Origin of the sequence: Sulfitobacter sediminilitoris (assembly GCF_010667575.1) — a bacterium.
Classification (GTDB): domain Bacteria; phylum Pseudomonadota; class Alphaproteobacteria; order Rhodobacterales; family Rhodobacteraceae; genus Sulfitobacter; species Sulfitobacter sediminilitoris.
Genome location: NZ_JAABNT010000053.1, coordinates 1 through 5,812, shown reverse-complemented (window position 1 = coordinate 5,812; position 5,812 = coordinate 1). Strand labels below are relative to the sequence as shown.

The 5,812-nt window shown below is 55.7% G+C and carries 5 protein-coding genes and 3 pseudogenes; all 8 read left to right on the top strand.

Features of this window, described 5'->3' with window-relative positions; translation table 11 throughout:
- Nucleotides 1-365 (top strand): annotated as a pseudogene (locus GV827_RS23475) (hypothetical protein); the annotation flags it as partial.
- A 795-nt stretch (nucleotides 366-1,160) separates the two neighbouring features.
- Nucleotides 1,161-2,321, top strand: a complete 1,161-nt coding sequence (locus tag GV827_RS22895; RefSeq protein ID WP_164356601.1) for an iron-containing alcohol dehydrogenase — start codon at nucleotides 1,161-1,163, stop codon at nucleotides 2,319-2,321.
- Entirely contained in the window at nucleotides 2,321-2,770 is a 450-nt protein-coding gene (locus GV827_RS22890; RefSeq protein WP_164356599.1) for an acyl-CoA thioesterase, read from the top strand. The genes GV827_RS22895 and GV827_RS22890 overlap by 1 nt, the downstream gene beginning before the upstream one ends.
- Before the next feature lie 120 nt (nucleotides 2,771-2,890).
- Nucleotides 2,891-3,562 (top strand): crotonase/enoyl-CoA hydratase family protein, encoded by a 672-nt coding sequence (locus GV827_RS22885; RefSeq protein ID WP_164356597.1) that lies wholly within the window; start codon nucleotides 2,891-2,893, stop codon nucleotides 3,560-3,562.
- Nucleotides 3,563-3,747: 185 nt separating this feature from the next.
- A pseudogene (locus GV827_RS22880) lies at nucleotides 3,748-4,341 on the top strand (helix-turn-helix domain-containing protein); the annotation flags it as partial.
- A 272-nt stretch (nucleotides 4,342-4,613) separates the two neighbouring features.
- Nucleotides 4,614-4,811, top strand: coding sequence for a hypothetical protein (locus GV827_RS22875; protein ID WP_164356596.1), 198 nt, complete (start codon nucleotides 4,614-4,616; stop codon nucleotides 4,809-4,811).
- Between the two features lie 266 nt (nucleotides 4,812-5,077).
- A complete protein-coding gene (locus GV827_RS24185) occupies nucleotides 5,078-5,239 on the top strand; it encodes a transposase (RefSeq protein WP_164356595.1) in 162 nt (53 codons plus the stop codon).
- A gap of 107 nt (nucleotides 5,240-5,346) precedes the next feature.
- Nucleotides 5,347-5,688, top strand: a pseudogene (locus GV827_RS22865) (helix-turn-helix domain-containing protein); the annotation flags it as partial.
- Between the last annotated feature and the right edge of the window lie 124 nt (nucleotides 5,689-5,812).

The following is a 5,812-nucleotide window of genomic DNA, read 5'->3' as shown; positions in this document are numbered from 1 at the left end:
TCCGCAGCCTACCGAGCCCCGAGCAAACCGCCCGCAACCGCAGGCAGTTCCTCGAACTCATGAAAAACCTGACAGGGCTTCATATTTGCGCCCAAGACGCCGAAAAACGCGAAATCGTCGAAAACGCCTTCTCGAACCGAACCGTCGCCCGAAACAGCCTTGAACTAGAGCCATACGAGTGGCTCCGGAAAAACAATCCTGGCCCGCTTGTCTTGGATGGTGCCCCGAATCGGGACACAAATCGAACTGATCCTAATCAAACAAGATCCGAATCCTCAGATCAAAGGCTTCTAACTCAGCTGATGTCTCTCACCAAGCATCATCATGCTGATACGTCCAAAGGAGGCGGTGCTCAGAAAGTGTGAACGATAGCCTTGCTGAACAGCACGAAGCCAAGTTTGACCATGTGATATCCTGCCACAGTGCGGATCAGCTAAATCAGGCCACCCAATGCAAAGATCTCGATGAGATGTGCTTTGAATGCTATGCTCACATCTGGGCGGATGAGGTCTATTTCACTCCGTGGCTGCACAGCGTTGCGGGATTTTCTTCCAACCAACCTTGAGCAGAGATATTGGGTTCACAAGGCAGCCAATATCGCCAGCGGGATGCCCAAGTCCGTGCGTGAAATGATCCAAGCCGAGTTGCAGAACGCCCGGGTGGCTGAGGCAAAGAAGGAGGACGATGCTGCCTTCGGTCCCTTGGTTGAAACCTACGGCGTGAAATATGAGTGTGCGGTGGGCACGCGCAGAGGTCGGATCGCGACGCGTTGCTGTTCTTCTATAACTCCCCGACTGAGCATTGAAAGATATGCCTGCCACGAATCTGATCGTGAGCGTATTTTGGCGCGGTCCGCAAACGCACATGCAAAACCAAGGGCTGTGTAAACCGAAAGACCGATATGAAGGACTGCCAAAGATGCCCGGATTTACAGGGGCGCGGGACGGTTACCCTGCGTCACGATTGATGCGCCGTGACGTCATTACGTGGCTCATGGAAACAAGCAGGAAACGGTGGGGGCAGGTGGCCCTGGTTGGGGTAGATGACGGAACGTTACAGGGGCCTCAGGCAATCGGTCCCTGTTCTGGTGACCGGTTTTCCTCCTACAAGTACCCTAGGGAAAGGCGCGGAGGCGCCACTCAACATTCAAGGATACCGAGATGACCCCATTCAATTTCAACACCACCAAATCACTGATCTTTGAGACCGGCGCTGCGGCGCGCCTTGCCGAGGTGGCGGGGCAAACTCTGGGCACGTCGGTCTTGCTGATCACAGATCCCGGCCTGCGTCAGTTGAGGCTGGCAGATCCGGCCATCGCCTCACTTGAAGCGTCCGGACACAAAGTTGCAGTTTTTGACAAAGTGGAGGCCGACCCGTTGCGCGAAACGCTGATGGAGGCGTTGGCGTTCGGACGTACGACCGACGCGACGGGGGTTGTGGGATTTGGTGGCGGTTCATCGCTTGATGTGGCCAAGTTGGTCGCACTGCTGCTGGGCTCTGAGGAAGATCTCGACGAGGCTTGGGGCGTTGGGCAGGCCAAAGGCCCACGCCTCCCGCTGGTTCTGGTCCCCACCACCGCCGGAACAGGGTCAGAGGTGACGCCGGTCTCGATCATCACGGTGGGTGCTGAGGAAAAGCGCGGCGTTTCTTCGCCGGTCATCCTACCGGACATTGCTGTGCTGGATGCAGATCTGACTGTGGGGTTGCCGGCCCATATTACGGCGGCGACCGGTGTCGATGCGATGGTGCATGCGATTGAGGCCTATGCCTCTAAATCGGCCAACAACAATCCGCTGTCCAAAATGCTGGCCCGCGAAGCGTTGCGCCTATTGGGGGCCAATATTGAGGCTGCCGTATTCAATGGCCAAGACAAAGACGCACGCGGCGCGATGCTGCTCGGATCCATGCTGGCGGGGCAGGCCTTTGCCAATTCACCCGTCGCGGCGGTGCACGCGCTGGCCTATCCTATCGGGGGTACTTTCCACGTGCCCCACGGTCTGTCGAACGCGCTGGTTTTGCCCCATGTGTTGGGCTTTAACGCACCCGACGCACATGCGCTTTACGCCGAAATTGCCGCTGATGCATTTCCACAACTGGCGGAGGTCGAAGGCAGCCAAGCGCGATGTGCGGCCTTCATCGACGCACTGGCAGATTTGTCCGCGCATCTGGGCATGCAAACGCGGCTGCGCGACGTGAACATCCCCGAAGACGCAATTGCCAAAATGGCCAGCGATGCGATGGTGCAACAACGCCTTTTAGTCAACAATCCTCGTGAGCTCACCGAAAGAGACGCTCTCAACATCTACAAGGCAGCTTGGTGATGGGCGGCAAAACACCGATTACAACGCGCACTGATTATGCGGATTTCTATCCGCTGCAAACCCGCGGGAATGACAACGACATCTATGGCCACATGAATAACGTGGTACATTATTCGCTGTTCGACACTGCCGTAAATGGATGGTTGATGGAGCACGGTCTGCTTGATCCGCGCACGTCAGATACGTTTGGGTTGGTGGTTGAAACCGGCTGCAAATATCATGCCGAAATGGGGTTTCCTGACAAGGTGACCGCAGGGCTGCGGGTGGCGCGACTGGGCTCAAGTTCTATCAGATATGAAGTGGCGTTGTTCCGCAACGATGAGGATACGGCCACTGCCGAGGGCCATTTTGTGCACGTCTATGTCAACCGCGAAACCCACCGCCCCTCCAAAATCGAAGACAACCGCCGCGCCGCTTTCCAAAGCCTGATGACAGTCGAAGCCCAATAGGACTTTGCCTTACGCTTTACGTGATGTTCCTTGGATTGGTGCTGTGCCAAAGCCCAAGATTCCACTACCAAATTGCCCCAACGCAACGGAAAATTTTTCGGCAGCCCCGCAGGATTCAAAATGATCTCATATACAGTCGCAAACGATATTGCCGTTCTCAAGGTGGACGACGGCAAAATGAACGTGGTCAACCCGACATTTATCAAAGCGATGAACGATGCTTTGGACAAAGCCGAGGCGGACAAAGCCAAAGCGCTGGTGCTTGAGGGTCGCGATACGGTCTTCTCTGCGGGGTTTGATCTTAAGGAATTCGCAAAAGGGCAGGATCAAGCAAGGGCGCAAGTGCAGGATGGTTTTGCTATGCTGATCCGCATGCTCGATTTTCCGCGCCCGGTTATTGCTGCGTGCAAGGGGCATGGGATCGGCATGGGGATATTCCTTTTGATGGTGCGCGATTACCGTGTGGGCGCTGAGGGGCCGTATAAGTACAGCATGCCAGAAAGCCGCATTGGCATGGACCTTGGTGATCTGCTGATCGCGCTGGCCAAATCGCGTATTTCGCCGAAGTACCTGACCCGCATGGCCGTTTTGTCCGAAGATCTGGATGTACAAACCGCAATGGACGCGGGCGTGCTGGACGAGATTGTCGATGCCCAAGAAGTCCAAAGTCGTGCGATGGAGATCGCAACAGGTTTGGCCGCGATGCCTGTCGTCTTTGGCAAAAACAAGAGAGAGATCAAAGCCACCGAATTGGACAATATGAGAGCTGCATTAAGGGTCCTGGGCGGCTGACATCCAAACGCATAGAAATATCTGTGTGCTTGTCGGCCCAGAATTGGTCCAATGGATATTCACATGAGTGTTTGTGCGACTTGAGGGCGACGTCACCGTCCAGACGTTGGAGGACGGGAAAATGAGATTTTACATAATGAGACTTACGAGAGACTGTCATGTAACACGGTTGAGGGAGATTGGGCATGGGATGGGTGATGATGAGCGAACGCGAGTTGAACCGTGTGGAAGTTTTGGCGCAGGTCGATGATGGCAGGCTGAGCGTCGATAACGCGGCGAACATGTTGGATCTGACACGTCGGCAGATATTCCGGCTGTTGAAGCGTTACCGCCAGGACGGCGCGGCGGCGATCCGGCACAAGGCACGCGGCAAGCCACCGAACAACTTGATCCATCAGGCCAAACGGGATTATGCGCTTAGCCTGATCAAAGAGAACTACCCGGATTTTGGACCGACACTTGCCGCAGAGATGTTGGCGCAACATCACGGCTTCAAGGTCTCGCGTGAGACGTTACGCAAATGGATGCAAGACGACGGCATCTGGCTTTCCCGCAAGCAACGCCGGAGGTTTCATCAGCCCAGATTGCGCCGAGAATGTATCGGTGAGTTGATCCAGATCGACGGCTCAGACCACCGTTGGTTTGAAGATCGAGCGGGTCCGTGCACCCTACTCGTGTTCATCGATGATGCGACCAGCACCTTGATGGAACTGCGGTTCGTGAAGCCCGAGAGTACGTTCAGCTATTTCGAAGCGCTGGAAAGCTATCTGCTCGCACATGCCAACTTTCCAGTACCCGGCGGGCGGCCCATACGGGCACGCCACTTAAACGCGCAGCCCGATCCGAATTGGCAAAGGCAGTCGATGATGTGTAACGATCGAGCCAACGGCGAGACAAACCCGACTGATTCACCGCGCCTCACAAGCGCGCCAGGTTGACTAGGGAGATTATCGGCACAAGGATTTGTGTCGCAGAAAGTGTCGTCCACAGCATCGATAATTTCCGGGGACGGCCGATTGGAACATTGGTCCTGAAGGGAAAGTCGCAAGCCGTGCGCTGTTACGAACCTGCCTCGATGGAGGGTGGCGCGGACGGCTTCGTCGCGGACTACAAGGCTGCATTCAGCCTGCTCGAAGTCGGCGACCCGAAAGCGCGGCAGGCCTTCGCCGCGCTTGCTGCGCAGAATCCAGATGACGCGCTGACCTTGTTTCATCTGGTGGTCTGTTCGCGGGCAATGAAGCCGATGTGATCGAGCTGTTCGTCTGACTTGCCCGGGTTTCTTGGAGCGCCGCGGTCGTTAGAAGCTGCTATTGAGGTACGTCTTGGTGGGCTATCGTCGATGGTCGCGTGAAGCGCCCAGGGGAAGTTCATCTGACGCAGCGTTGCACCGTATTTTTTTCAAGAGCTTTCATCCAGCACTGAATTGTCAGGTGGATCGGCCAGAGAGCAGTCTTCGGCATCTGCGATCCAGGCAGTTGGCTAAAGTGTATCCCAAGCCTTTAAACGGATACGAACATGGCAAAGCGCCGGAACTTTACAGATCAATATGAGGCCAGGGTGGCGTCGGTAGCACCGCTTGGCGACAAAGCCGTGCAGGAGATAGCGACAACGCATCAGTCGCACCCAAACCAAGTCCGCGCATGGAAACGGCAAGCCACCGATGGGATGGTGTGTTGAATGTCACTGAGAACTGACCCGGTATCCCCCTAAATTGTCACTGAGAATTGACCCATGTGAACACACTGCCCTGACGGTTTTTGTCGGGGAGATATGGAGTGATCGACATGGGATTTTTGAGTGTTATTCGACGTTGGGCATTGCGTGAGAAAGTGCCAATTCGTGAGATTGCCCGGCGCACGGGTTTGTCGCGGAACACAATCAAAAAGTACCTGCGAGAAGGTGCTGTAGAACCGAAGTTCAAGACGCCGCCGCGACCAAGCAAGTTGGATCCTTATGCGGATCGTTTGTCGTCGTGGCTTTTGGCTCAGACACGCAAGTCGCGCAAAGACCGCCGGACTGTGAAGCTGATGTATGAGGACTTGGTCAAGCTTGGCTATGATGGGTCCTACGAGCGTGTGGCAGCATTTGCGCGCGCGTGGCGTGCTGATCGACAGCGTGCCGAGCGGGAGTATCCGAAACTCTGTGTATGAGGCTCAGCCGATGCAGTTGAAACGGGTCATATGTTGAACCGTTCTGGGTATAGGATAGCGAACTGGTTCCGTGCGGCAACCCATTCTCTGACGGCCCTGC